Source organism: Bacillus sp. ISL-55, assembly GCF_018613155.1.
In the GTDB taxonomy this organism is placed as follows: domain Bacteria; phylum Bacillota; class Bacilli; order Bacillales; family Cytobacillaceae; genus Mesobacillus.
The window spans coordinates 130648-157514 of record NZ_JAGGQU010000031.1; the positions used below are offsets into that span (position 1 = coordinate 130648).

Genomic DNA, 26867 nt, shown 5'->3' on the forward strand with positions numbered 1-26867 from the left:
TAGTTTAGTCGGAATTAATAAAGTTAATTATAATGTATTCTGTCATCTTGTCAACATTTCATTCTTTTATAAAATCTGGCAGCCCTTTTTTCCTCAGCTGCTTTTCGCGAGCTTCAATTTTTCGGCCCAACCACTCTTGCAAAAGAAAATAGACCCGCATGTTTGCAGGTCTAGAAAAAATATGAATATAAAGTTAAAACGGAAATGGAGCCAATGACGACAACAATGACGTTAGCTCCCATAAAAGCAACGATGAATGCTGCGGCAGCCCCGATAAGCCCATACCAGATATCTTCCTGGATAAAAAGGATTGCAGGAAAGATCAGCGCTCCGAGAGTGGCATAAGGAACATTTTTCAGGACACCCTGGAGGAATGGCGGCAGTTCTTTTCCCCGAAACATCACAAACGGCAGCATCCTCGGAATGTAGGTTACGATTGCCATACCTATGATCATGATGACAATTTCTTTACTCATCTGTTTCTGTCCCCCTGCCCTTCTTGAATGTTTCAACTGCTTCTACGAGAATCGCTGATAGCAGTGTTGCCAGCACGATAGCCCAGCCAGTGGACATAAGTTCAGCCATCGTAAAAATCGAATTGAATGCCGCTGCGAGTACGGCAAGGTATACAACTTTCACATTGCCTTTCATCGACGGAACTAGCAATCCCACAAACATGGCATACAAAGCGACTGACATACTTTCCTGAAGGGTCTGCGGTAATCCTGCTCCAATGATGAAGCCTAACCCCGAGAAAACAACCCAGCTTGAGTAAGCAGTAAGGTTCAAGCCGAACATATAACGGGCATTGATTGTACCATCGCGTGTCGCTGCGACTGAAAATGTCTCATCCGTGATCCCGAATGAATAGCCCATTCTCGCTCCCAAGGTATCCTCTTCTGCTTTTTCATTCAAGGACGCAGACATGAGAAAATGGCGGATATTCACGATAAATGTGGTAAGTATGACCTCAAATATCCCGATTCCCTGGGCGAGGAGACTTAACGAAATATATTGTGCGGCTCCCGCAAACACCAGCAAGCTCATCATGACCGTCTCGCTAAGTGCAAGTCCCGTTGTTTTGGCAATCAAGCCAAAGGTAAGCGCAATCGGCATATAGCCTATCGCAATACTGATGCCCGATTGAACCCCTCTTTTAAAATCCGTTGCCTGCTTAACAGCCAATGTGCTTTCCATTCGCTTCCCGCCTTTCTATCACTATGTAAAAAACAGATTCCTTTAATCAATTAAAATATATTATACATACTTCCAGCACCTTGGAAAAGTATTTCTTTTACCGAAATAATTAGTTGAGTGAAAAGGTTTATGCATGGAGGCTGCTAATAAAGCAGTTGGTCGAATTATTGTTAATACCGTAAATTCCACAGTCAATAGTGATAGATAATAATAGATATTTGCTTTATTTCGGGTCAGGCAACATCAATCTTGGCTGCATAAATCAACAAAAAAAACACGGCCGCGGCCGTGTTCAGTTACTTTCCTTTAAAATTCGGCTTCCGTTTTTCACTGAAGGCGGCCAGTGCTTCGAGGCGGTCTTCTGTTGGGATTGTGACTTCGTATGCTTTGCGCTCGATTTGCAATCCTGTCTGCAGGTCTGCGTTCATCCCCTGCTTGACGGCGTATTTTGCCTGCTGCAGGGCCACTGGGCCATTTGCCAGCATCATGTCAGCAAATTTCATGCATTCATCAAGCAAGCTTTCTTTTTTGACGACAGCTGTGACGAGTCCGTATTCAAGCGCTTCCTCAGCTTTCAGCCGGCGTGCGGTCAAAATCAGCTCAAGTGCTTTTCCTTGCCCGATCAACCTTGGCAGCCGCTGTGTGCCTCCTGCACCCGGGATAATCGCCAGGCTTGTTTCTGTCAATCCCATCTGTGTACCTGCAGCGGCAACACGGAAATCGCAGGCAAGGGCAAGCTCCATTCCGCCCCCGAAGGCAAATCCATTGATGGCGGCGATTGTCGGCTGTGGAAGCTGGTCAACCATCGTGAAGACTTCGCCGATTTTATAAATATTCCGCTTTACGTCCTCGTCGGATAAAGTACGGCGCTCCTTTAAATCAGCTCCGACACTGAATGCCTTTTCACCAGCTCCAGTAAAAATGACGACCCTGGCATCACGGTTAGACCTGATTTTTTCAATAATTAGCTGTAATTCTCCGAGTGTATCATAGTTAAAGGCATTTAATGCGTCCGGACGATTCAGCGTGACAATTGCCGTATGCCCCTCTAATTGAAAATCGATGTTTCCCATAATGATCAACTCCTTCTCCATTGACATTCTAGTCAAAAGTGCAAATATCCTCCCATTTAAGAAAAAAGAGGCAGGCATGGGCGCCTGCCTCTCATCATTAGGATTGTTGTCCCTGTAATACCTGATTTTTCAGCGCTCTTCTTAAAATCTTTCCGGTTGTGTTTTTCGGAAGTTCTTCGAGGAACTCGATCGCACTTGGTACCTTGTATTTGGCCAGGTGTTCGCGGCAATATTCGAGCAGCTGCTCTTCTGTCAGGTCAGGATTCTTGCTGACTACATAGCACCTTACTGCTTCACCGAGATTTGGATCCGGAACCCCAAGAACTGCTACCTCGACAATGTCAGAATGGTTATATAAGACTTCCTCTACTTCACGTGGATATACATTATATCCGCCCACAATAATCATATCTTTCTTGCGGTCGACAATGTAAAAATATCCTTCTTCGTCCATGCGGGCGAGATCTCCTGTATACAGCCAGCCATCCTTTATCGTGGCAGCTGTCTCTTCTGGCATCTTATAATAGCCTGCCATAACATTCGGACCGCGGACGATCAATTCACCAACTTCACCAGGAGCTACTTCATCTCCCATTTCATTGACAACCTTGTTCTCTACATTCACGATTGAAGTTCCGATTGAACCAGCCTTGCGCGGACGGTCAAGTGGATTGAAGCATGTAACTGGTGCTGCCTCTGACAAACCGTATCCCTCTGAAACCATTACATTGAATTTACGCTCAAAATTTTGAAGAAGCGCAACCGGAAGTGAAGCACCGCCAGAAATACACAGTCGAAGTGACTTAAGGTCATCCGGATTTCCTTCTGGATACTGGATCAGGAAATTGTACATTGTTGGTACCCCGGCAAATACAGTAGCCTCGTATTCCCGCGCAATCCTGAACACTTCCGCCGGGCTGAATCTTGGAACAATCAACAGTGTTCCACCATTCATCAATGGCGCATTAAGGGCAACGGTCAAGCAGAAAACATGGAACATCGGCAAGGCAGTGATCACCTTATCATCTTCGTTCATTTTAAGGTAATCGCTTACATCTTTAGCGTTGCTGTAAAGATTTTTGTGTGTAAGCATGGCCCCTTTAGGCTTGCCTGTTGTTCCAGACGTATAAAGAATGATTGCTACATCATCATCGCTCAGCTCAGGGCCCTTGAAATCAAGATCTCCGGAACCAACGACATGTGTAAACGGTTTCAATTTTGAGCCTAAAGAAAGCTTGGACATTTCTTCTTCAGACATCTGGTTCTGGCCTGTCTCCGCAATTACGAAGTGTTCGACCTTTGGCAGATGCTGATGCATTTTTTCTGCAAGCGGCAGCATTAAATCCAGTCCAACGACAAGTTTTACATCGCCGTTATTCAGGATATAGCCGATTTCATCTGCGGTGTAAATTGGATTGATGGGAATGACTGTTGCACCGAGTCTAAGGGCTCCGTACAAACTGATGACAAAATGTGGAGAGTTTCCTAGCAACAATGCGATATGATCGCCTTTTTTTACCCCTAATTTCTCAAGACCAGAAGCAAACTTTGTTACTGCAGCATCAAGCTCTGCATAGGTACTTGCTTTGTCCATGAAAAAATATGCCGGCTTATCGCCCAGCATTGAGGCAGTGTGATGAAGCTGTGATGAAAGATTCATTAACTCCCTTCCCCCTTTGCGGTGACAAGAGTCACCAAACTTTGAATAAAGTTTTCTAAATATATTATATTGAAAGAAAATTATGGATTCAAGGAAAATATGTCGGAATTCTAACAATTTTACTTTTAGTAAATTAAAAACGCGGTGTCATCAACACCGCGTCCATTTGTTTAATATATTAAGTTAATGAAATCTTCTTTAGAAATATTTCCAAAATAATGTTGGAAATCTACATCTTTCAATGCAGCGGCAATTTGGGACTTCTCATATTTAAGCCCTGTAAGTTTGTCCTCGATTTCGGTAACATCGCCAACACCGAAGAAATCTCCATAGATTTTGCAGTTTTCGATGATTCCTTTATTGACCTCAAAACGCACATCAATTTGCCCCACTGGGAATCGATGTGAATGCTGCAGGTTGAATTTAGGCGACTTTCCATAATTCCAATCCCAGTTCTGGTATCTTTCCTTTGATAGCTCGTGGATTTTTTCCCAGTCCTGCTCTGTTAAAACATACTCAGGAATTTCATCCAGTCCCTCAAAGATGTTTTTTAACAGAAGCGACCGGAATTGCTCAATTGTAACTTTTTCTGAGAGAAACTCGGAGATATTCGCAACCCGGCTGCGGATTGACTTGATGCCTTTAGATTCTATTTTGTCTTTTTTTACGTTAAGCGCAGACACTACGCTCTCGATTTCTGAAGCAAACAATAAGGTACCATGGCTAAACATCCGCCCTTTTGTGGAAAATTGAGCGTTTCCGGATATTTTTCTTCCCTCAGCCATCAGGTCATTCCTTCCGCTCAATTCGGCATTGACTCCCAGTTTCCTTAAAGCATTCACCACTGGCTCGGTAAACTTCCTGAAATTGTGGAAGCTTTCTCCGTCGTCCTTTGTTATAAAGCTGAAATTCAAATTGCCAAGGTCGTGGTACACGGCTCCGCCTCCGGATAAACGGCGGACGACATGAATCCCATTCTTTTCTACATATTCAGTATTGATTTCTTCAATTGTGTTCTGGTTCTTGCCAATGATGATGGATGGTTCGTTTATATAGAAAAGAAGGTAGGTTTCATTGATATCCAGATTCTTCAAGGCATATTCTTCGTTTGCCAGGTTGATCCTCGGATCCGTAATACCTTTATTATCGATAAATAACATGGTTGATTCTCCTTTTATAAGGTTATTTCAAGACCTTCCCTGGCCAGGGTGACCGGGCCGGAAAATAGTGTTGAAGCTTCGGAAACGAGCTGATCGATTTCACCATAATGAGGCAGGTGAGTCAATACCAGCTGCTTCACTCCCGCCTGGTTAGCGAGCTTTCCATTATCATAGCTGTTCATATGCCCTGCACCCTTGCCGTCCTGGTTACCATAGAAATTGCATTCTGAAAGCAATAAGTCAGCACCGGAAGCAAAAGGAATGAACTCTTCCTTAAAGGATGTATCAGCTGTATACACCAAAGACTTGCCGCCAGCTTCGATTCGCATTGCATAGCATGGAACTGGATGGACTGCAGGGATAAAGGAGATGGTGAAAGGTCCGATTTCAAGTTTTTTTGCCGGGTCGTAGACCACTCCCTTTGTGATGTTTTTATATGTAAGTTTTGCGAACTCCTGCTTGTCCAGTGCATGACCGTAAATCGGCAGCTGAGGCGATTTCTTTCCCAAAAACCCCTGGATCAGGCGTGCATGCTGCAGTACGCCGATGTCGGCAACATGATCAGGATGATAATGTGACAGCACCATCGCATCCAGTTCTTCAGGCTGCACGAAATTTTGGAGCTTCGCGAGCACGCCGCTGCCAAAGTCTATCATGAGTTTAAAACCTTCATGTTCAAGCAAATATCCTGTGCTGGCTTCATTCACTTTGGGATATCCGCCCCAGAATCCTATTATTGTCAGCTTCAATGAATGCCCTCCTAAAATCACACGTTTTCTTTCACTATACTTCATTTTGCCCATTTTTTCACTTTAGTCGTTTTTTCAGAAAATTATGATTGACTCTTTCCAGACTGTTATAATACAATATAGTAAATAATAAGTCTGTACCAAAACAACTACTCAATTGGAGGGAACATCATGATCGAAAATGTTGTAGAATTCTTTCGTAATTTGCCAAAGAAGCAGTGCATGGAGTGTGGAGAAACAATTGATGAACAGCATGAATGCTATGGAAATAAGTGCGATGGATGCATGGACCCTGGCAAACTATAAAAACTGAATCGTTTTCCTTCCCCGGTAATCCGGGTGTAATACAATCCCTTTCCCGCAGTTCCTAAACTGCACATGAAAAGCCAGCTCGTTCATTGAACGGCTGGCTCTTTTTTCATTATTCCTGCACTAAAACAGCAAATCTTCGCTTAAACATCCAATGAAAATAAACTGCTGTGCCTGCAGCCAGGACTGCAATATATCCGCCTAAAATTGCTGCATTTTGCCACATGAAACCGAAATCCCCGCTTGAGATGACAGCTTTGAATCCTTGGACTGAATAAGTCATTGGCAAGTATGCGTTAAACTTCTGCAGGAAGCCCGGAATCAATTCCAATGGGAATGTTCCTGCGCTTGTCGTAAGCTGTAAAATCAGGATGACGATGGCAACAAAACGGCCAGGGTCTCCTAACAATGTCACAAGGAACTGAATCAGTGCGATAAAAGTCAGGCTTGTGATAATGGAGAAGACCACGAAAAGCGGAACACTTTCTACGTCTAGTCCCAGCCCCTTGAGAAGGATGGCATCAGCTGCAAGTGCCTGCAATATTCCAATCCCTGTAAGGATGCCGAATTTGCTGAAGAACCAGCTTGCACCGCTTGAAGGGACTCCAGCCGGTTCCCTTAATGGGAATACGATCGAAAGCAGCAATGCACCGACAAATAACCCAAGAGATAAGAAATATGGTGCAAATCCTGTTCCATAGTTCGGAACTCCCTTGAATGTTTCATTCGCCAGCTTTACTGGTGCAGCAAGCATATTGTAGGTTTCCTCATCTGGGTTCACCTTTGCTTTTTCTGCTCCATCCTTAAGCTTTTCAGCAAGCTCGGAGGTTCCATCCGCCACCTTGGTGTTTCCTTCAGACAATTTTCCGGCACCAGATGCCAGTTTGTCTGCTCCGTCGGTCATGGCTGCAGAACCAGCTGCCAGCTGATCGATTCCGCCAACAAGTTTGGAACTTCCATTCGCCAGCTCAACAGAACCCGCTTTCGCCTCACTCAGCTTGTCACCGAACAGCTGAAGACCCGAATGGAATTCTTCTTGGCCGGCTGCCAGTTTTGCAGCACCAGTTTCCACTTGTCCGCTACCTGCTGCAAGCTTCGAGACTCCCTGCTGCAGCTCACCCTGTCCAGCAATGACTTTATTCAAGCCGGCTGATAATTCCCCAGAACCTGCAGCCAGTTTACCCGCTGAGTCTGAAAGTTGCGATGTCCCATTCTCAACATCTGCACTGCCTGCTTCAAGTTTGGCAAGCGCTGCGGCAAGCTCATTTTGTTTTTCAGGATAGGCACTTAATAAAGGCGCCATTGCCACCAATTGTTTTTGCAGCTCTTGAATGCCGGCATGAACTTGAGCTGCTCCGCCAGACGCCTTGTCAGCCCCTGCTTTCCAGGCTGTCAGATTTTGGCCAAGATTCTCTGATCCCTGTTCGATTTGTTTAGTACCCTCAATCAATTCTGGGATCTTGCTGTTTGCCTGGTCTAAACCTGCTTTTACTTGTGAAGCACCTGCCTGTAAATCTTTCTGGCCTGCCAGAAGTTGGCCCGAAGCATCCTCGAGCTTCGTTTCTCCTTCTTCCAATTGACCAAGTCCACCAGCGAGCTTTGCTGCTCCATTTGCCAACTCTTTGGCACCGGAATCAGCTGAGTTCATTCCCTGATTGAAGTCAATCGACTTGCTGGCTAGCACGGATAGATTGTCATAAAGCTCCTGGCTTCCATCCTTAAGCTTCACCGCACCGTCATTCAGTTCGGAAGCTCCGTCGCTCGCCTGGCCAAGTCCATCTGCCAGTTCGCTGATTTTGTCAAACATCGTTTCCGCATACGTTTCAGAAACCTTTTCGGACACGGAAGCCTTGATTTTTTCTGCTGCTGTTCCGCCAATCTGAGCAGATAGGAAGTTGAAGCTTTCATTAGGAATATAAACGAGTTCAAGCTTTTCTGGATGTTCATCCATCAAAGTTGTTGCATTTTCAGAGAAATCTTTCGGGATTCTGATGAGCATATAATATTTTTGCTGCTCAAGTCCTTTTGTCCCTTCTTCCTCCGATACAAAGTCAAAACCAAAGTCGTTGCTTTCCCTCAGTTTTTCTACAAGGTCATTACCGAGGTCAAGCTTCTCGCCGTCAATCGCTGACCCTGAATCACTGTTGACAACAGCTACAGGAAGATCGGAAAGGTGTTCATACGGATCCCAAAATGCCCATAGGAACATTCCACTGTAAAGAACCGGAATGAACAAGACGGCAATGATTGGAATGAGAAGCTTCTTATTTCGAAAAATAGAAAGCAATTCTTGGGTGAATAGATTTTTTTTCATTTTTAGTCCTCCATGATGTAATTAATGACCATTTCGTTCATTTGGTCATTTTATTGTTAAAAATAAGGACTATCCTTAATCAGACAATCCTTTGAAGATATAAAACTCAAACAAATCAGAGATTTTTTCTTTTTCGATTGGTTCGTTCTTCTTTTCCCAGTCAAAAATCAGTGCGATATAAAGCTTCATCATGATAAACGATGTGATTTCCGGGTCGCATTCCTTTATTTCGCCCTTTTCGATTGCCTGGATGACTTTATCCTTAATGAAACCGAGGATGGCAGATTCAAGCTTATCCATGACTTCCACAACAGCAGGGGTACCGATGTCCCGTGCTTCCTGGGAAAGCTTGATCGTCAGCTGATGTTTCTTACGGAACTCCAACAGCCGATATAAAGCTCTGTGGACATTTTCATAAAAAGAATCTGCTGGATTCACAGCCTCATTTGCAACCTCTCTCATTTCTTTGATCAGACCATTAATAATTTCATCAAAAAGCTGTTCCTTATTTTTAAAAAAAGTATAGATTGTGCCTTTCCCGACATTCGCCAGCTTTGCGACCTGATCTATCGTTGTTGCTTTATAGCCGTAGAGCGAAAAAGAATTATTGGCTGCCTCAATAATCTGCTGCCTCCGGTCGATTGCCATGACTACACCTCCATAAAATGACCGAATGAGAAAAATGGTCATTTCGTCACAAATTAATTTATCACATCTTTTACACTGTGGCAAGTGTGTAAAATAAAAAAACCCTTAAAAAGGGTTTTTTATTGATTAAGCTGTAAAAATCCAAGAATTTTTTCGACCGCGGCTTCTCCCTGGTCTATGCAGTCAGGAAGCCCGACTCCTTCAAAAGAGCTACCTCCAACAAAAATGCCGGGAAGTTCCCTTTCAAGGTCACTCTTCAGATTGGCCACTCTCTGCTTATGTCCGACCGTATACTGCGGCATTGCCTCTTTCCAGCGGGAAACAACGGCAAATTCTGGTTGCGCCTGGATATCCATTGTTTTATTTAAATCCACAAGTGCGATTTTGATGATTTCATCGTCCGAAAGCTCAACAATCGCCTCATCACCTGGCCTGCCGACATAAAGACGGAGCAATACTTTTCCTTCCGGAGTAGTATGCGGCCATTTTTTATGTGTCCAGGTGCAGGCAGTGATTGTATAATCACTATTCCGTGATACAACGAATCCAGTACCGTCAATATCTTCTTTTATGACACTTTCCGGAAATGCCATCGCAACTGTCGCCACGGATGTTGAAGGCATATTTCGGAATGGATCAAAAATATGTTCATGATCTGAGAACATATGAAGTGCAGCTTCATGTGGTGCAGATACGAGGATACTATCGGCATCCACTGTTTCCCCGCTGCTCAGCCTCATACGGTAGCCATTTTCCTGCTTGCTTACTTTATCGACCCGGATCCCTTTTATCACAGAACCTGGTTCAAGTTTCGACTCAATTGCATCGACAAAAGATTGCAAACCTGAAGTTACCGTCAGGAACATTCCCTTTTTCTTGGCCTGCCCGGTTTCAGCAGGTTTCTTTTTCGCCGAGGGAGTCGTTTTCTTTGTACCAAGAATCAGGCTCCCGTATTTCTGCTCGACCTGATAGAATTGCGGAAAGGTTGATAATAGACTCATGTTATCAATGTCCCCGGCATAGATTCCGGAGAGCAGAGGCTCGATCAGATTTTCAACGACTTCATCGCCAAGCCTGCGGCGGAAAAATTCACCTAATGACTGATCGCCTTCCACCTTGGAAGGCGGCATAAAGAAGTCCCCTGCAGCCCGGAACTTACCTGGCCATGAAAACAGACCGGTTGTAACAAAAGGGGCGATTTGTGTAGGAATCCCCATCACTGATCCTCCAGGCATAGGGTGGAGCTTGTCCTTCACTAACACATATGATTTCCCCGTACTGTTATTGACTAATTTATCTCCTAGTCCTACTTCCCTGGCCAGTCGTCCTGCACTCTCTTTTCTTTCCAGGAAAGAATCCGGTCCTCTTTCAATGACAAAGCCATCTTTAACATACGTTTGCATTTTCCCGCCAACACGATGAGAGGCTTCGACCAGTTTCACATCAAGCGGAAGCTGGTTCTCCCTGGCATGCTTTTGCAAATAATATGCAGCCGCCAAACCAGTTATGCCCCCACCTACGATTACAACTTTCTTCTTTTCTGTCACGGTAAATCGCCTTCTTTTACTAGATTTAGCTTGAAGATGACAGCTTCTTTAAAATGACATCTGCCATTGCGTCAATAAATTCCGGCTCTGCATTCGGCATTGGCGGTCTGTAATAGCTGGCCCCGATTTCATCCGTCACGACCTTGCATTCATAGTCATTGTCATACAGTACTTCAAGATGTTCGGACACAAATCCAGCCGGCACATAAACGAATGCTTTATAGCCATGCTCCTCGAACAGCTCTCTCGTCAAATCCTGGACATCCGGCCCAAGCCATGGTTCCGGTGTGTTACCGGCGCTTTGCCAGCCTACTGCGTAATTCTTTACACCGGCCTGCTTGGCGATCAAGTCAGCTGTTTCCTTTAATTGTTCAGGGTATGGATCGCCCATCTGGAGGATTTTCTCCGGAAGGCTATGGGCAGAAACGATCAAAACTGACTTTTCCTTCTCATCAGCAGGCATCTCTGCAAACGTTTTTGCCACACGGTCAGACCAGTACTTGATGAATTTCGGTTCATCATACCAGCTTTCCACGGAGACGATCTCAGGTCCGCCAAGTTTGGCAGCTTCTTCCTTCGCCCGGCCATTATAGGACTTCACACTGAAGGTTGAAAAATGCGGAGCTAGGACGATGCTGACCGCCTCTTCAATTCCGTCTTCATGCATTTGCTTAACAGCGTCTTCGATAAAAGGCTCAATATGCTTCAATCCTAAATACATTTTGAATTCCACTTCATCCTGGATACTGTTCAAATGCTGTTCCAGTTTCTCGCCTTGTTCCACCGTGATTTTCGCAAGCGGAGAAATGCCGCCAATCGCTTCATACCGATTTTGCAGGTCTTCAAGCATTTCCGGTGCCGGCGGACGTCCGCGGCGGATATGTGTATAGTAACGTTCAATATCTTCTTCTTTGTAGGGTGTGCCATACGCCATCACAAGCAAACCCATCTTTTTCTTCGTCATGATTGCACCTCTTCTTCCAGTCTCTAAGCTTTTATTCTGCCAAAAACAGCTCTAATTTACCAAATCTAATGCTCTGATAGGGAATAGAAACTATTTGCCCAGCTTTGAAGCAGAATACTCATGGATAAATGCAGTCAATTTTTTCAGCGTATCAGGGTTCACCGATGGGAAGACACCATGTCCCAGGTTGAAGATGTAGCCTGGCTGTGCCATACCCTGATCAAGGATTGCTTTCGCCTTTTCTTCAATTACGTCCCAAGGTGCAAGCAGGATCGCCGGATCGAGATTTCCCATGACCGTTTTATTAATGCCTAGCTCACGGGCTTCGCTTATCTGCAAGCGCCAATCAAGGCCTACTACATCAAGTGGAAGGTCATGCCATTCCATGGCAAGGTGGCTTGCACCCACACCAAACATGATCAAAGGCACATTCTCGTTTCTCAACTCAGAGAAAATTCTGTTCATGACTGGTTTGATGAATGTGCGGTAATCCTGGACATTCAATGCGCCAACCCATGAGTCAAAGATCTGGATTGCTTTAGCTCCAGCCTTGACTTGGGATTTGACATAGGTAATCACCATATCGCCAAGCTTGTCCATCAGTGCGTACCATGCTTCCGGCTGGGCATACATGAAAGCCTTTGTCTTATTGTAGTTCTTTGAAGGTCCGCCTTCGATCATATAGCTCGCAAGTGTGAATGGCGCTCCGGAAAAACCGATCAATGGAACAGACAGCTGCTCTTGTGTAAGAAGCTTGATTGTATCAAGAACATACGGAATGTCAGACTCAGGATTAATGGTGCCCAATTTCTCCACATCCGACAGTGATGTGATTGGATTTGAGATTACTGGCCCGATGCCTGATTTGATTTCAACGTCAACACCCATCGCAGGGAGCGGAGTCATGATATCTTTATAAAGGATGGCAGCATCAACGCCATACTGTTCTACCGGCAGCCTTGTGACATAGGCGCAAAGTTCAGGCTGATGGGTGATCTCGAACAGGGAATATTTTTCTTTGATTTCTCTATATTCAGGCTGGGAACGGCCAGCTTGTCTCATATACCATACAGGGACATGGTCCGTTTTTTCCCCTCTGGCTGCTTTTAGGAAAGTATCATTGATTATCTTGCTCATTAAGTGTGGTCCACCTTTCAGTAATGTCTGTATTCCATTGTAATATAAAAAGATTCAAATAAAAAACACCTATTTTCCAATGAGAAAACAGACTTCTTCATTTTTATAAAAAAACAAACTATATACACTATATCGTTTTTACGCTCCTATTTCATAGCAAACGCTTTAAATTGTTGAAAATTAGACGTTTTTTTGTTTTTAGCTTCTCTAAAAGAGGGAAAATAGATTAAGGTGTGAAATCAATATAATAGAAGGAAGTCAGGCTCTGTTGAACAAGGCTGTTGATTTTCGTTCCAGGCGCTTCGCTTTCCGCAGGAAGAATATGAAAAAGACCAACTACCGTCTTTTTCATAATCAATTCTTCCTCGGGGCTGGCGCTGAGCCTCCTCGTCGCTTTGCTCCTGCGGGGTCTCACCTGACCAGCTGCGCCCGCAGGACATTGATTTGGCTTCCTTGAACCTGCCCACGCACGAAGGAAATGCGTTGGCATTTTCGAGGAGTCTACGCGCCTTCCACTACAATCAACAGGCGTAAAAACAACATTTGGCTTTAACAGAGCCAATAATTTAAATGAGGTGAAAAGATGAATCTATTCATTACATCAGGAACAGCAGATTTTCTATTGAAATTAAAAGAGAAGCACCAGGGCGAAAAAATGGTCCTGATGAACAACAACGAATCATCCATCCTTGTCCATGAGACTGAAGGGAAGACTTTATTCAGTTCGCCAAGGAAATATGAAGTGATCGATTCTGCCGGCACTCTCGGCCATGAAGGATTTGCTGTCTTTAATAATATCCCTGTAACGGATGAGGGAAGGCCGCTTTTTGAGGACCGATTTTTGAACCGGCCAAGGATGATTGAGAACGAACCGGGATTTGTGGCCATACGCGTACTGCGGCCATTGAGCTCCAATACCTACATCATCATGACCATCTGGGATAAAGAGAGCTCATTTGAAAACTGGCAAAAATCAAAGGCCTATGCCCATGCACATAAGAATCGCGGTACAGAGGCTGGAATTGATGGTGCAAAGCCAAATATTTTTGAGAGCGCATCGTATGTATCAAAATATTATATTGAAGGCGAATGATGTTGCCTTTTGGCGCCTCCATTTATGTGATGGATGGCGCTTTTTTTATTCCCTGCTCCTTTTCATTCCTAAATCACAGCTGAGAATAGGCCCCATAATAAAGAGGATGCCATTTCATGACACCCTCCCCTCCTTATGGCATCTTGATCAATCCGTTTCGATTCGCATAAACGGCAGCCTGCGTCCTGTCTGTTAAACCTAATTTTCCTAGTATGTTTGAAACATGAGTTTTTACTGTTTTCACGCCGATGAATAATTCTTCGCTGATTTGCTGGTTTGTCATGCCTTCACCAATACATTTCAGGACATCTAGCTCCCGTTCTGTCAGTTCATCGTGGGGCTTGCGTTCCTGCGGTCTTAGTCTTTTCATCATCCTATTGGCCACTTTTGGTTCAATGACGGTTTCCCCTCTGGACGCTTTTTCAATCGCCATGATGACTTCAGAAGCGGACGCTGTTTTTAGCATATAGCTGAATGCTCCTGCTTCGATGGCCGGAAAAACCTGTTCATCGTCATAAAAGCTTGTGATGATGATAATTTTGCATTCTGGATAAAAGCTTAAAATCTCCCTGGTTGCATCAATACCCGATCCATTCTCCATTAACAGGTCCATCAGGACAACATCCGGTTTCGTTTCCTTTACAAGTGAAACTGCCTTATTACCACCATCCGCCTCCCCGACAATCTCGATTGCTGGTTCAGTCTCCAAATAGGAAATGATGCCTTTTCTGACCATTTCATGATCATCTACTACCACAACCCTAATTTTCCCCATTACTCTTCCCTCCTCAAAGCCGGTATCCGTATTTCAATATATGTTCCTTCGTTTGCTTTTGAACGAATATTATATGTACCGCCAATTTGTTCGCATCGTTCCCTCATCGTCTTAAGACCGTAAGAAGCCATCTTTTCTTCGTGGATGTCAAAGCCTTTGCCGTCGTCACCAATATACAGATGAATATATTGATTCTCTTCTGCAAGCACCAATTTCACTTTTGTCGCATCAGCATGGCGCAGTATATTAGATAGCGCTTCCTGGACAATCCGGAAAATATGCTCCTCTGCAGCTTGCGAAAGATTTTCGATTTCATCGACACTTGCTTCGAATGCGAGGTTCGTTTTTTGCTTCAGTTCCCTGATCAGTTTAATGATACCTTCACATAAGCTTTCCCCGCTCAACTGGACAGGCCTGAGGTGAAGAAGGAGGGCCCTCATTTCCCCCTGTGCTTTGCCGGCTATCTCAGATATTTGCTCCAGCTGCTTCCTGGCCTTCTCTGGATCCTGGTCAAACCATCTTAGTGAAGCAGATGACATCATGCTCAGCGCGAATAGCTGCTGGCTGACTACGTCATGCAGATCCCTGGCGAGCCTTTGTCTTTCCTCCATGGTCGCGGCGGACTTTGCCGTCTTTGACAGCTCCGTTTTTTCTTCTGCAAGCCGCTGCAATGAATGAACCTGGTCCTGGAGATATTCAGATAACTGATTGAGTTCCTCGGAAATAAGCCCGATTTCATCTTTTTCATCCGTTTCAATTCTTTCCGTGAACTTACCTCTGCGCAAAGTAGCGATGAATAGTAATATATCGCCAAGGCGCCCTTTGATTACGTAGCTTCCTCGTAAACTGAAATAAAATCCGACCGCTGCCATAATGACAAAGCTATACAGCCAAAACCAGAAGGTCATTGAAGTAGAAAGACCACTGTCGGGCACAATGAATATAAATATCTGAAGCCCGATGAAGAGGATGAGAGAAGTTATGAAAGCCATCATCAAGAACGTTTGAATGAACCATAATCGGATACTTGTCATTTCCTTCTCCCCTCCTACACTCGATCAATCCTGACAGAACCGATCTTCAATTCAATAGTAATATTCAACTTTCTTACTGCCTGGTCATAATCATCGGATTTATAAGCGACGACATGTTTTATTTGTTCCTGAGCATAATCAAAGAGCTTCACTTCACCGACACCAATGACAGCATCAATCTTTACAGGCACATCCTCGGGAATGAGCATTTTCACTTCACCAACCCAGCCTCGCACCCTTATTGGCGTCTCCCTGTCAGGAATGAAGCCTTTGCTGAAGTCGATAAAATATTCTCCTACCATATTGTATAAATCCATCGGTTCGACTGCCCAGTTTTGCTTTTTGAATGTCACTTTTCCAATCGATACCCCTCGGATCTTCTTCAAGGTAGTTTCGGCACCCGGGGTATTATCAATCTGCTGCGCTGATGGAAAATCCGATTGGTAAATCACTTTAATTTTTTTATTCCTAAACAGCATCGCGAATCCAAAATAAATCAGCAATAGAGGCCAAAGCTTCCATACATCAAGAAAATGAAAATCTATCACATTAAACCGGTCCAGGATCAGCAAGGATGAAAATAGGACGATGAATCCCCCCCAGCCAAACTGGCTCTTCAGTAAGACTACTAATCCATACACTATTAATAAAAATGGATAGGTTACGACAAAAAGTTCTTTTATTTCCAAGGAAATGACACCTAAATTGACTAACAGAAGAATAACTCCTAAACCTGATAGTATGACAGCCGCAGCTATCTGATTCATCGATCGTGTACGCAAAAGTTCCCCCTTCTTTCTTCCTATCATATTCACTTATTCTTTTCCTGCTGGGAAAATCCCTTTTTTAAGGTTAAACATGCTGTTACTCCAGATATGAATTATAACTTCATATTAAAATATGGCTCGGCATTTTACGCCCCTCTGGAGAAGCTTTTCCCCTCCGTCTCCAGACCGAGAAAAAATTTCCCGATACCGCTCACACCTTTCCCCGGCCATCATATCCTGTAGTACTCAATTAGGAAATTTGCCTATATAAAGCAAACGGACACAGCATGTCATTTAGAGAGGAGGATTATTCCATGGTCATAGAATTAACGGCACTTCATTGGATATATGTTTTATTCATTTTCCTGATTATCGGTTTCATGGTCATGAAAAGGGACACAACCCTTATATCAATTATCGGTATCTTTTTACTGGCAATTGTCGCAACCGGATCTTTGAGTGGATCGGTCAGCAGTATATTCAATAGTTTCATATATGCGATTACCGAGCTTTTGCCTACTATTCTTGTTATTTCAATCATCGTAGCGATGAGCAGGACACTTACAGTGACAGGGATCAACGATGCGATGATCTCCCCGTTTGCAAAGCTTATCAAAACACCGGCCCTTGCTTATTGGACGATTGGTATTGTCATGATGGTCATATCCTGGTTCTTCTGGCCTTCCCCGGCGGTGGCCCTGATGGGAGCAGTGCTTTTACCGGTTGCTGTCAGAGTCGGACTGCCTGCGTTAGGGGTAGCCGTCGCAATGAATCTTTTTGGGCACGGAATTGCGCTGTCAGGTGACTTCGTTATCCAGGCTGCTCCAAAACTTACAGCGAAATGACCTCGGCGTGGCGCTGGCTTCTGTCGTCCCACTCAGTGCTGAAGTTGGAGCCGTGACCCTCACTGCTGTCGGGGCAATTACGGGTCTCGACGGGTCGGGCTTTTCCGGAATCTCCCTTGCAGGATCGGTAGCGGGGATTTTCTCGGCTGCCATAGGTGCAGGAGCCGCTACTCTGACCGCTCTTGGTCAAATTGCTGCCATATGGGTCGGCGGCGGTACCCTTGTTCCATGGGCATTGATTCCCGCAGCCGCAATTTGCGGAGTCGATCCGTTTGAACTAGCCAGAAGGAATCTGCTTCCGGTTACAATCGGCCTGATTGTCACCACAATTGTGGCAATGTTCCTGATTTAAAATACTGGTTGCCTATACATGGCTCCATTTATATACGAAGCTCCCTTTTGGGAGCTTCTTTTGCTATCAAGCTAAAATGTTATTATTCTATTTATGTGCTATAATTATCCCAATTATCAAACTATTTTACATAAGGAGTGAATCAATTGCAGGATCAGCTTTTTAAAAAAATCGAAAACCTTTATCCGGAAATGGTAGAAATCCGCCGTTATATGCACCAACATCCTGAATTGTCTTTCCAGGAAGTGAACACAGCACAATATATCCAATCGTATTACGAAAAACTTGGGGTTGAGGTCCGCGCCAATGTAGGTGGAAATGGTGTAGTCGCAAAAATTCACGGTGCCCTACCGGGAAAAACGGTCGCACTTAGAGCTGATTTTGATGCCCTGCCGATCCAGGACGAAAAGGACGTTCCATATAAATCATTAGTTCCAGGTGTGATGCATGCATGCGGCCATGACGGACACACAGCGACATTATTAGTGCTTGCAAAGGTATTGTATGAAGCAAGGGGGTATTTGCAGGGAACTTATGTGATGATTCACCAGCACGCTGAGGAGTACGCTCCAGGCGGCGCGATCTCGATGATCGAAGATGGCTGTCTTGAAGGCGTAGATGTGATTTTTGGCACCCACCTGTGGGCTACTGAACAGACAGGCACCATCCAATACCGGATTGGACCAATCATGGCAGCTGCTGACCGATTTGAAATCGCGATCCAGGGAAAAGGCGGGCACGGCGCGCAGCCACATAAGACAAAGGACGCCATAGTTGCTGGAGCACAGCTTGTTTCAACTTTACAGCAAATAGTCAGCAGACGTGTTGATCCAGTCGATTCCGCCGTTGTGACCGTAGGTTCATTCGTAGCAGAAAATGCCTTCAATGTAATTGCCGATAAAGCAAAACTGATTGGCACAGTCAGGACATTCAACGAATCAACCCGGGATTTCATCGCAGCTGAAATTGAAAAAGTAGTCAATGGCACCTGCCTGGCAACAGACTGCACCTATGATTACCTGTATGAAAAAGGCTATCCAGCCGTTGTCAACCATGCTGCAGAAACAGAATTCCTGATTGACTGTTTAACAAAAGTACCGGAAGTGACAAAGATTGAAGAAAGTGATCTTCAAATGGGCGGCGAGGACTTTGCCTACTACCTTCAGCATGTAAAAGGAACCTTCTTTTTCACCGGTGCGAAGCCAGAAACAGAAGGGTCGTACCCACACCATCACCCTAGATTCGATTTTGACGAAAAAGCGATGGTCATAGCGGCAAAAACTCTTTGCGCAGCAGCACTGAACTTTCAAAACCAGGAACAGTATAAACAAGAAAAACGTGAAACATTAGCATAAAAAACAATAATCACCAGCGCCTTGTTCAGCCCCTGGAGCCGCTGGAGCCAGATTAAGAACACCCTAAAAAGTCACCCATAACATAATTATTTAATCATGCAAAACACCTCCGCAGCTTATAGTTGCGGAGGTGTTTTCAGGATCCTGATCCTATAGGCGTTCATCGCTGTTTCACCTAGCTGGTCGAGCAGATTGTAATTTGCGTAAGCTCCTACAACAGCCCCAATACCTGGCATTAGCTGCAGCATTTTGGCAAAGTCGATATAGTCTCTGTATTCCTGCTGAAATTGCTGCCAATCCAGCTCCGACAATTCAGCTTTTCTTGCTTCCCAGTTCTCAATCAAGTCCAGCGTCTGCTTTCGATGCTCATCACTTGAAAAAGCCAGCTGGAAAACATAAAGGATAAAAAGCCTTTCTTCATATCTTGAAGGGTCATAACCATATACAGATGCAGCCTCGAAAAGAAATTTCATTTTAATCGATAAAAGCAATGGAAAATCCGCCATTCCGAGCAGTATGCCCCCGGCTCCAGTTCCGGCCCCTTCCACAGCCGCCGTCCTCTTATATGCAGACAGCTTTTTATGAAGCTCCTGGTCTTTCTCAGCAAGTGAAAGCCCTGTTCCCTGCTGCTTTTTCGTCGTGTAATTTGATCCCGCCAGAGTCGCCTTGACCATGTTCTTAATACTTTCCGTCAAGAATTGATGTACTCTGTCTGGAATCAACTGATTCACTTTCGTCTGCGCTTTCTTTGAAGCACGAGCCAAAAGGCTTGAACGTTTATTCAGCTTTCGCTTCCAGGTGAGAACCTCTTCATAAGCCTTCAGTTCATAATCATTCAATGTTTTCACCCCTTGTTTTTTACTATTACGTCTCAAACACAAAAACGATTCAAAAAAATCCTTTTCATAAAAGCTTAAAGCGATTACGAAAAGGATTTCCAAATTATGATTTAAGCTTGCTCTTACTGTAAAAATAAACAAAAAATAGTGAAAATGCAATTCCAGAAGCTAATACAATCGCTCCTAATATCAGTTCCCCTTTAATGAAAACTGTCCCTGAAAAAACAGCTGCCTGAAAAATCATGATTCCCAATAGCAAGCTCGTAAAGGATTTTTTTCTTGCATTCTCCGGCACAGGGTACAGACGGACCCATAGCTTGTTTTCGTGATGGTTCCATAACGGCAAAAGCTGAAACCCTGTCAAATACATGAAAAGCAAAGCAAACAAAATTTGTCCTGGCCCATACGATAGGAAATACAGCGCTGCTCCTCCTATTAACGTAAGGCGGACAAGCAAACCGAAATAATCCCCGGATCTTGTGAAGGTCCTTAAGTAAAGATGGCTGAAGGCTAGGTCCTGCTTGTATGGAATGATGTTAACGAGCCAATCAAGCCATTTCCTTCTTTTCGTGCGGACCCGCAGCTTTGGAACATCCGTAAACATATTAGCCACACGGTAAAAAGCATTCATCCGTCTTTCTTCGTCCTCGATCAACCGCTCCCACTTCAACCCTTTTTCCTTTGTCTGCTTTTTATAGTAAAAATACAGCATGATTAAGACAGCAGCTGGGACTGCTGCAAAAATCAGCTGAGCTCCAGTAAAGACAAAATACAAAAGCACAACATTGATACAAAAACGAATGATGCTATCCGTCAATTTTACATTTTTCTCGATAAAGTACTGCACATTCCAGCGTATCAATATATTGATCCATTTTATCAGGATGACTGCGATTAAAAGCACGAAAAACGATTTGAAATCGGCACCGTGTATTTTTACATGAAGCGGCATGAGCACGGCTAGTATAAGCAGCAATAAATAGGACTGCAGGCTCAGGCTGTATGTGATTGATTTCCGGAAATAATCATCCAATCTGGTTTCAAGCGGCAATAAGAATATTTTATCCGCCTCGGTCAAGAATGTCTGAATTGGACTATATGTAAGCACGGCAGCAAGAACCAAGGCGATGATCCACGCTGCCGGGAAGTCCGGCTTTAGCGTCTGTATCCACTCTTGATAGTAAAAAGCCGCTGTTCCTAATAAAAATAGGACGACAATCACTAAATGGCCGTTAAAAATGTAGCGCAGGTAGCTTCCGGTTTCCTTGGCAAAAGTACCGAAACGCTCCTTCCATAAATGCTGCGAATTAAACATAGTCTTCTTCCTTTGTCAGCTGGATATACAGGTCATCCAGTGTTGCGCCAGGCATCTTGAACTGGTCCCTCAACTCTTCAAGGGTCCCGTGTGCCCTTACCTCTCCATTATGAAGAATGACGAAACGATCGCAATAACGTTCTGCCGTTGCGAGGATATGCGTCGACATTAAAATGCCAGCCCCATTTTTCTTCATCTTGTCCATCAGATCCAACAAAGATTGAATCCCGAGTGGATCAAGACCGACAAATGGTTCATCGACGATATAAAGTGAAGGTTGAACCAAAAATGCGCACATGATCATTACCTTCTGCTTCATTCCCTTTGAAAAATGAGCAGGGAACCATTTCAGCCTTTTGCTCATCCTGAATTCTTTTAATAAAGCATCAATTCGCTGCTCATATTCTTTTTCCTCAAGGCCATAGGCCATCGCTGTCAGCCGCAGATGCTCTTCAAGAGTCAGTTCATCATAAAGAATAGGGGTTTCAGGCACAAAGGTGAACTGCTTCCTATATTCCTCCTTGCCTTCCAAGAAGGTCCTGCCATTAATTTTTATATCGCCCTTATGAGGTTCCATCAAGCCGATTACATGTTTGATCGTTGTACTCTTTCCAGCACCGTTGAGGCCAATCAAACCAACGATTTCATTTTTATTAACGGTGAAACTTACATTTTTTAAAACCGGATTCCTCGTATATCCGCCGGTTACCTGGTTAATTTCCAATAAAGACATGAACAACGCCCTTCCAGTTCGTATTCTGTACCGTTATTTTAACAAATCCAACTCATTTAGGAAAAGCTTCACCTTTTAATAAAACTTTTTTGCATATAACCCGATAATCGGGGCATCATAATTTTTGAAGGGGCAACAAGCAATAATTCGAAATGAGGTGTCTGTTAAAGACATATTATTCGATTTATAAGCACACTGATTTCAACGTTCATACAAGGGGATGGTTGCATTGCGTTACGTAAATGTTAACCCAGCCGTTCAGTAACATCACTCCACATTTTGAAATGAGGTGTGTGTCGCAGATCACTTCCCGCTTTATAAGTTGTGAAACCGATTAAAGCTGATAAGGGGATGGTCCGATTGAACCAGGTACTGAATAACCCATCATTTTTATAATTCAAATGAATTGAAAATGAGGTGTTTATCAAAGGTAAACCTGCTAAAGAACGTCAATGAACAGTAATTAGTTCCCCTTCAGGGACAGGATTCCAAGCGGATCCTGTCCTTTCTTTCTTTATGTTTATTGGCAAAATGTGATAAAATACCATAAAAAAGCGCAGAGTCCTGGAGTTGCACGGGGCAAAAGCGAATTCTAGGAAGGGTGAAAGAAATGAGTGATTGCATTTTTTGCAAAATCATCAATGGCGATATCCCCTCAGCAAAGGTGTATGAAGATGAGAACGTCCTAGCATTTCTCGATATTAGCCAGGTAACGAAAGGACATACTCTTGTCATCCCAAAGGTACATAAAGAAAATGTCTATGAACTAACTGACGAAATTGCCGCGAACGTCTTCAAGGCAGTCCCAAAAGTCGCTAATGCAATCAAGGCTGCATATAATCCAATCGGCCTGAACGTGCTTCAAAACAACGGCGAAGCAGCTGGCCAATCAGTCTTCCACTTCCACATGCATTTGATTCCGCGCTATGGCAATGGTGACGGCTTCGGCGCTGTGTGGAAAACCCACCAGGATCAATATACATCCGACGATTACCAAAAAATCGCCGCAGAAATCAATAGCAAGATATAGACTTCCGCCTTAGCGGGAGTTTTTTTCTTTATGCTAATATCAGAAGCCGCATTAGGTATTTGTTGCACCATAAAAATTGGCATTTTGGCCATTTTGACTGCTTCTGCTCATCGAAATGTCCATTAAACCCAACTTATTAGACATTTTGACTCCTCTTGCTCAACGAAATGTCCATTAAACTCATCTTATTAGACATTTTGCCTTCGCCTTCTACTCAAAATGTCTATTAAATCCATCTTTTTAGACATTTTGACCCCTCTTGCTCATCGAAATGTCCATTAAACCCATTTTATTAGACATTTTGCCTTCCCCTTCCCCTCAAAATGTCTATTAAACCCATCTTATTAGACATTTTGACTCCTCTTGCTCATCGAAATGTCTATTAAACTCATCTTATTAGAAATTTTGCCTTCCCCTTTCCTTCGAAATGTCCATTAAACTCCTCTTATTAGACACTTTGGCTTCTTATGCACCTCAAAATGTCTATTAAATCGGGACTTACCTAGAGAACTCCCTCAAACTAATTTAATTTTTCTGAAAACATTAGAATAATGCTTGAATTTCTGGCAGCATGATGATAACTTTAACACATTAAAGACATACCGCAATTAATCTTTCGGGGGGATCCAAATGAAACGAGCTCTCAATTTTAATGCTGGTCCGGCTGCATTGCCTAAGGCAGTTTTAGCAAAAGCGGAAAACGAAATGATGAATTACCAGGGCAGCGGCATGGGTGTGATGGAGCTAAGCCATCGCAGCAAGGAATTCGAAGAAATTAATCAACGTACAAAAAACCTTCTCAGGAATCTGCTCACCATTCCTGATGAATATGAAATTCTATTCCTCCAGGGTGGTGCAAGTCTGCAGTTTTCAATGGTACCAATGAACCTGCTTGAGGAAGGAGCGACGGCGAGCTATATCTTGACCGGAACATGGTCTGAGAAAGCACTAAAGGAAGCTCAGAAAGTTGGAAATGCTGTGATAGCCGCATCTTCCAAAAATGCCAACTATAGATTTATCCCCTGTCCATCAGAATTTGACATTCCAGCTGAATCTTCCTATCTCCACATCACGACGAATAATACCATTTACGGAACCCAGTGGCATTCTATTCCAGAGCGTCTGTCAGTTCCACTTATTGCTGACATGTCCAGTGACATTCTCAGCCGGCCGCTAAATCTATCATCATATGGACTCATTTATGCCGGTGCGCAGAAAAATCTGGGCCCATCCGGTGTCACGGTCGTCATCATCCATAAAGATTTGCTAAAACGTTCTAGACCAGAACTGCCTTCCATGCTCAATTATCGGGTCCATGCTGATTCCCAATCGCTTTATAACACTCCCCCTACTTTATCGATTTATTTTCTGATGCTGGTTCTAGAATGGGCCGAAGAGCTGGGCGGGGTAAAACAGCTTGATTTGCTGAGCAAGCAGAAATCGGCACTGCTTTATGATGCGATAGACAGAAGCGAAGGGTTTTATACCGGTCATGCCGAAAAAGGAAGCCGTTCACGAATGAATGTCACCTTTACACTCGAAAATGACAGCCTGGCTTCGTCCTTCCTACATGAGGCGGAGGAAACCGGCTTTATCGGGCTTGCCGGCCACAGATCCGTCGGGGGCTGCCGAGCATCGATCTATAACGCCGTTCCACTTGAAGACGTTGAGAAACTTGCTGACTTTATGAATTCATTCAGGAGCAGAAATTAACATATTAATCATTTACTCCATTAAAATATGTGTTATAATTGGAGAAAGCTTTTCGCTGCAGGCACAGAGAGCACTGCAGGAGGAGTACTAGTTAGCTAGAATAGCAGAGGAGAGATGAGAAATGAATACGAAGAATCTTGTAGCATTGTCACTTTTAGTGGGGATGGGAGCAGTCTTGCATGTGGTCGTACCCGGTTTTTTTCTAGGGATGAAGCCAGATATGATGCTGACAATGATGTTCCTTGGAATCATCCTGTTTCCTGACAAAAAGAGTGTATTATTGGTTGGAGCCGTAACTGGGCTGATTTCAGGATTAACTACTACTTTCCCAGGAGGCCTTGTTCCGAACATCATTGATAAGCCTGTTACTGCGTTTGTCTTTTTCGGAATCCTGCTGGCACTGAAAAAATTCAAGTTTTCGATTTATACTGCAGCTGGCCTTACAGCGATTGGAACCATAGTTTCAGGAATTGTTTTCCTTGGTTCTGCCTATTTCCTTGTCGGCCTGCCGGGACCGTTCACTGCATTATTCGCAGCGGTTGTCCTTCCAGCAGCAGCATTTAACGCTGTTTTCATGGGCATTCTTTATCCTGTGGCAACGAATATTTTTAAAAGAGCAAAGCTCGCTGAAATCCATTAAAAAATATCTGCCCCTGTCTATTACTGACAGGGGCTCTGTTTTGTCTATTGGAATGTGTAAAAGATAATCCCGATCAATAAGAAAATTGCTCCTCCCCCTGCCAGAGTTCCTGCTCTCTTCCGCAGAAGCGCCTTGGGAGGATACATACCTGGCTTCTTTAACGCAAGGAGATGATGGACAGCCCCCACAAAGAAAGCAACGCTGATGAGAAATATCACACTTGTAAAAATCTCGACTCCCCTCCTCTCCTTCCTGAACATGACCTTACTACATTTTTATGCCTGTTAATTTAAGGCTATGAAGCTAATAACGTTTATTTGTGCGAGAATAGGAAATTAAATATAGAAGAAAAGAGGAATCGCGATTCATTTGGAGAACTTATACAGAAAAATTGATGAGGTGGTCAAAGCATGAATGCGAAGAAAGTTTTATCAGGAATGGTTATAGGTGGTGTTGTAGCAGGTATTGCAACACTGCTGGCAGCTCCAAAATCAGGATATGAAACGAGAAGAACTCTTTTAGCCAATAAAAATGAATACATTGGATCCATTAAGGATATCAAGGATTCCGCTGTTGAATTGAAAAACACAGTGGCCACTGCTTCAAAAGAAGGAAAAGAATCTATCCAAACATTTATCACCGATGTAAAGACGGCTATCTTTGAGTGGAAGCTTGCAACCGAAGAAAACAAGAAAGGTCTTCAGGCAGATGTATTGGAACTTGAAGATACAATTAAAGACCTGGAAACTGAATTGGCGGCAGCTAATTCAAAAGAAAAGTAGTCAGGAACAATCCTTCCCCTTAAGTAAAATTTTTCCGGCGGGAAGGATTTTCTTTTTTTATCCAGAAAGATATATTATGCAAATGGCGTTTTTGTATTGATAATGGAAAAATTACATAAAAAAATGCCCGACTTTAGATGGAATTTAACAAATTCAAAAAATTTTGTAAATTTATATCTTTATTAATTTTTGTTTTATTGGCATAATGAAAATAGAAACAATAAAGTAGGTGAATATGAGAATGGGAGATAAAAATTATTCTATGAAAGAAGCAATGATATTTAGCCAGAGAATTGCCCAGTTGAGTAAGGCCCTTTGGAAGTCTGTTGAGAAGGACTGGCAGCAATGGATCAAACCATTCGACCTGAATATCAATGAGCACCATATTTTATGGATTGCTTATCATTTGAATGGAGCTTCGATTTCCGATGTGGCAAAATTTGGTGTCATGCATGTTTCCACTGCTTTCAACTTTTCCAAAAAGCTTGAGGAACGTGGTTATTTGAAGTTTTCCAAGAAGGAAAGCGACAAGAGAAATACGTATATCCAGCTTACTGAAGAAGGCGAACGTATATTGCTCGCTTTAATGGAAAACTATGAGCCAGATTCTAATGCCGTTTTTTCAGGAGCCATGCCACTGAAGGAACTATATGGAAAGTTTCCGGACATCATTGAAATCATGGCCATTGTCCGTAATATTTATGGCGATGACTTTATGGAAATATTCGAAAAGTCTTTTTCGAATATCGACAGCAAGTTTTCTGACCAAGACGGTACGCTTAAAAAAATAGATCCAGCCGAAAAGGAGTATGCTTAATACTATATGTATAATGCAA

Annotated in this window: 27 protein-coding genes and 1 pseudogene; 9 read left to right on the plus strand and 19 right to left on the minus strand. The window is 43.6% G+C overall.

What is annotated here, in order from left to right; all coding sequences use genetic code 11:
- Positions 1-170: 170 nt before the first annotated feature.
- The 6 genes from J7E32_RS15385 to J7E32_RS15410 all read right to left on the minus strand — a co-directional run bounded on the left by J7E32_RS15385 (position 171) and on the right by J7E32_RS15410 (position 5839).
- Positions 171-476: an AzlD domain-containing protein gene (locus tag J7E32_RS15385; RefSeq protein ID WP_102261771.1), complete on the minus strand. Its 306-nt coding sequence runs from the start codon at positions 474-476 to the stop codon at positions 171-173.
- Complete coding sequence (locus tag J7E32_RS15390) at positions 469-1197, minus strand: AzlC family ABC transporter permease (protein WP_214908872.1); 729 nt, start codon at positions 1195-1197, stop codon at positions 469-471. The genes J7E32_RS15385 and J7E32_RS15390 overlap by 8 nt, the downstream gene beginning before the upstream one ends.
- 296 nt (positions 1198-1493) lie before the next feature.
- Positions 1494-2291: an enoyl-CoA hydratase-related protein gene (locus J7E32_RS15395; RefSeq protein ID WP_483297614.1), complete on the minus strand. Its 798-nt coding sequence runs from the start codon at positions 2289-2291 to the stop codon at positions 1494-1496.
- A gap of 76 nt (positions 2292-2367) precedes the next feature.
- A complete protein-coding gene (locus J7E32_RS15400; RefSeq protein ID WP_214908874.1) occupies positions 2368-3930 on the minus strand; it encodes a fatty acid--CoA ligase family protein in 1563 nt (520 codons plus the stop codon).
- A 170-nt stretch (positions 3931-4100) separates the two neighbouring features.
- On the minus strand, positions 4101-5090 hold the full coding sequence (lplA, locus tag J7E32_RS15405; RefSeq protein WP_214908881.1) for a lipoate--protein ligase: 990 nt from the start codon (positions 5088-5090) through the stop codon (positions 4101-4103).
- 14 nt (positions 5091-5104) lie between these two features.
- Positions 5105-5839, minus strand: coding sequence for an MBL fold metallo-hydrolase (locus tag J7E32_RS15410; protein ID WP_214908883.1), 735 nt, complete (start codon positions 5837-5839; stop codon positions 5105-5107).
- Positions 5840-6010: 171 nt separating this feature from the next.
- Between J7E32_RS15410 and yhfH the strand changes: the two genes are divergently transcribed.
- Positions 6011-6145 carry a protein YhfH gene (yhfH, locus tag J7E32_RS15415; RefSeq protein WP_214908890.1) on the plus strand — a complete coding sequence of 45 codons (135 nt, stop codon included), beginning with the start codon at positions 6011-6013 and terminating at the stop codon, positions 6143-6145.
- A gap of 115 nt (positions 6146-6260) precedes the next feature.
- Here the strand turns inward: yhfH and J7E32_RS15420 are convergent, their stop codons facing one another.
- The 6 genes from J7E32_RS15420 to J7E32_RS15445 all read right to left on the minus strand — a co-directional run bounded on the left by J7E32_RS15420 (position 6261) and on the right by J7E32_RS15445 (position 13248).
- Positions 6261-8462 (minus strand): YhgE/Pip domain-containing protein, encoded by a 2202-nt coding sequence (locus J7E32_RS15420; protein WP_214908892.1) that lies wholly within the window; start codon positions 8460-8462, stop codon positions 6261-6263.
- 75 nt (positions 8463-8537) lie between these two features.
- A complete protein-coding gene (locus J7E32_RS15425; protein ID WP_214908894.1) occupies positions 8538-9110 on the minus strand; it encodes a TetR/AcrR family transcriptional regulator in 573 nt (190 codons plus the stop codon).
- Positions 9111-9229: 119 nt separating this feature from the next.
- Entirely contained in the window at positions 9230-10657 is a 1428-nt protein-coding gene (gene hemY / locus J7E32_RS15430; RefSeq protein WP_214908896.1) for a protoporphyrinogen oxidase, read from the minus strand.
- A 25-nt stretch (positions 10658-10682) separates the two neighbouring features.
- A complete protein-coding gene (hemH, locus tag J7E32_RS15435) occupies positions 10683-11621 on the minus strand; it encodes a ferrochelatase (RefSeq protein WP_214908903.1) in 939 nt (312 codons plus the stop codon).
- A 90-nt stretch (positions 11622-11711) separates the two neighbouring features.
- Positions 11712-12758, minus strand: a complete 1047-nt coding sequence (gene hemE / locus J7E32_RS15440) for a uroporphyrinogen decarboxylase (protein WP_214908905.1) — start codon at positions 12756-12758, stop codon at positions 11712-11714.
- A 226-nt stretch (positions 12759-12984) separates the two neighbouring features.
- Positions 12985-13248, minus strand: coding sequence for a glycosyltransferase family protein (locus tag J7E32_RS15445; protein ID WP_214908907.1), 264 nt, complete (start codon positions 13246-13248; stop codon positions 12985-12987).
- A gap of 93 nt (positions 13249-13341) precedes the next feature.
- On the opposite strand from J7E32_RS15445, the gene J7E32_RS15450 reads away from it, so the two are divergent.
- Positions 13342-13851 carry an antibiotic biosynthesis monooxygenase family protein gene (locus tag J7E32_RS15450; protein ID WP_214908909.1) on the plus strand — a complete coding sequence of 170 codons (510 nt, stop codon included), beginning with the start codon at positions 13342-13344 and terminating at the stop codon, positions 13849-13851.
- Positions 13852-13984: 133 nt separating this feature from the next.
- Here the strand turns inward: J7E32_RS15450 and J7E32_RS15455 are convergent, their stop codons facing one another.
- From J7E32_RS15455 to liaF, 3 genes are read right to left on the minus strand one after another with little or no spacing between them, the layout of a single operon-like run.
- On the minus strand, positions 13985-14626 hold the full coding sequence (locus J7E32_RS15455) for a response regulator transcription factor (protein ID WP_214908911.1): 642 nt from the start codon (positions 14624-14626) through the stop codon (positions 13985-13987).
- Complete coding sequence (locus tag J7E32_RS15460; RefSeq protein ID WP_286183297.1) at positions 14626-15660, minus strand: HAMP domain-containing sensor histidine kinase; 1035 nt, start codon at positions 15658-15660, stop codon at positions 14626-14628. Before J7E32_RS15460 ends, J7E32_RS15455 begins: the two co-directional genes overlap by 1 nt.
- 14 nt (positions 15661-15674) lie before the next feature.
- Complete coding sequence (liaF, locus tag J7E32_RS15465; protein ID WP_286183298.1) at positions 15675-16469, minus strand: cell wall-active antibiotics response protein LiaF; 795 nt, start codon at positions 16467-16469, stop codon at positions 15675-15677.
- Between the two features lie 272 nt (positions 16470-16741).
- Between liaF and J7E32_RS15470 the strand changes: the two are divergent.
- Positions 16742-17624, plus strand: a pseudogene (locus tag J7E32_RS15470) (hypothetical protein).
- A 146-nt stretch (positions 17625-17770) separates the two neighbouring features.
- The gene (locus tag J7E32_RS15475; RefSeq protein ID WP_286183299.1) at positions 17771-18979 is read left to right on the plus strand and encodes a M20 family metallopeptidase; all 1209 of its coding nucleotides are present in this window, start codon (positions 17771-17773) and stop codon (positions 18977-18979) included.
- Positions 18980-19095: 116 nt separating this feature from the next.
- On the opposite strand, the gene J7E32_RS15480 is transcribed toward J7E32_RS15475, so the two are convergent.
- From J7E32_RS15480 to J7E32_RS15490, 3 genes are all read right to left on the minus strand, one after another.
- On the minus strand, positions 19096-19818 hold the full coding sequence (locus J7E32_RS15480) for an EcsC family protein (RefSeq protein WP_214908913.1): 723 nt from the start codon (positions 19816-19818) through the stop codon (positions 19096-19098).
- Between the two features lie 103 nt (positions 19819-19921).
- Complete coding sequence (locus J7E32_RS15485; protein WP_214908915.1) at positions 19922-21133, minus strand: ABC transporter permease; 1212 nt, start codon at positions 21131-21133, stop codon at positions 19922-19924.
- A complete protein-coding gene (locus J7E32_RS15490) occupies positions 21126-21866 on the minus strand; it encodes an ABC transporter ATP-binding protein (RefSeq protein WP_214908917.1) in 741 nt (246 codons plus the stop codon). The genes J7E32_RS15485 and J7E32_RS15490 overlap by 8 nt, the downstream gene beginning before the upstream one ends.
- Positions 21867-22476: 610 nt before the next feature.
- Here J7E32_RS15490 and J7E32_RS15495 point away from each other — a divergent pair.
- The 3 genes from J7E32_RS15495 to J7E32_RS15505 all read left to right on the plus strand — a co-directional run bounded on the left by J7E32_RS15495 (position 22477) and on the right by J7E32_RS15505 (position 25249).
- Positions 22477-22896: an HIT family protein gene (locus J7E32_RS15495; protein ID WP_214908919.1), complete on the plus strand. Its 420-nt coding sequence runs from the start codon at positions 22477-22479 to the stop codon at positions 22894-22896.
- 630 nt (positions 22897-23526) lie between these two features.
- Complete coding sequence (gene serC / locus J7E32_RS15500) at positions 23527-24609, plus strand: 3-phosphoserine/phosphohydroxythreonine transaminase (protein ID WP_214908920.1); 1083 nt, start codon at positions 23527-23529, stop codon at positions 24607-24609.
- A gap of 121 nt (positions 24610-24730) precedes the next feature.
- Positions 24731-25249 (plus strand): tryptophan transporter, encoded by a 519-nt coding sequence (locus tag J7E32_RS15505; RefSeq protein ID WP_214908922.1) that lies wholly within the window; start codon positions 24731-24733, stop codon positions 25247-25249.
- A 44-nt stretch (positions 25250-25293) separates the two neighbouring features.
- Here the strand turns inward: J7E32_RS15505 and yhzF are convergent, their stop codons facing one another.
- Complete coding sequence (gene yhzF, locus J7E32_RS15510; protein ID WP_214908924.1) at positions 25294-25509, minus strand: membrane protein YhzF; 216 nt, start codon at positions 25507-25509, stop codon at positions 25294-25296.
- A gap of 150 nt (positions 25510-25659) precedes the next feature.
- Between yhzF and J7E32_RS15515 the strand changes: the two genes are divergently transcribed.
- Together J7E32_RS15515 and J7E32_RS15520 are read left to right on the plus strand one after the other, a co-directional pair.
- Positions 25660-26031 carry a YtxH domain-containing protein gene (locus tag J7E32_RS15515; RefSeq protein WP_214908926.1) on the plus strand — a complete coding sequence of 124 codons (372 nt, stop codon included), beginning with the start codon at positions 25660-25662 and terminating at the stop codon, positions 26029-26031.
- A 241-nt stretch (positions 26032-26272) separates the two neighbouring features.
- On the plus strand, positions 26273-26848 hold the full coding sequence (locus J7E32_RS15520; protein WP_214908935.1) for an HTH-type transcriptional regulator Hpr: 576 nt from the start codon (positions 26273-26275) through the stop codon (positions 26846-26848).
- Positions 26849-26867 lie beyond the last annotated feature (19 nt).